This window comes from Xanthomonas sp. SHU 166 (assembly GCF_000364685.1).
GTDB lineage: Bacteria > Pseudomonadota > Gammaproteobacteria > Xanthomonadales > Xanthomonadaceae > Xanthomonas_A > Xanthomonas_A sontii.
Window position 1 is genome coordinate 1 of record NZ_AQOJ01000676.1, and the last position, 319, is coordinate 319.

Genomic DNA, 319 nt, shown 5'->3' on the forward strand with positions numbered 1-319 from the left:
TCCAGCGCAGTGCTGGCGGCGGTGGCGATGCTGTGCGCCTGGCAGTTGCAGCGGGTGCTGCGCCATCACGCCACTGCGCACCCGGCCCCGGCCGACGCCACGGCCGTGATCGCGATCGACCGAGCGCCCTCGTGGCGCGCGATTCCCTGGCAGCCGCTGGCACTGATCGCAGCGGTCTCGCTGACCCTGCCAGCGTTCACCAAGCTCGCCCCGTACGTGGCTGCCTACGATCTGCTCTCGCCCGGCTGGGGCAGCGCGGTCCTGATCGCCTACGCGCTCGGCACGGTGCTGGTGCAGCCGCTGGCCGCGCGCTGGGGCC

General features: G+C 73.7%; 1 pseudogene. It reads left to right on the forward strand.

What is annotated here, in order from left to right:
- A pseudogene (locus D180_RS16010) lies at nucleotides 1–319 on the forward strand (hypothetical protein); the annotation flags it as partial.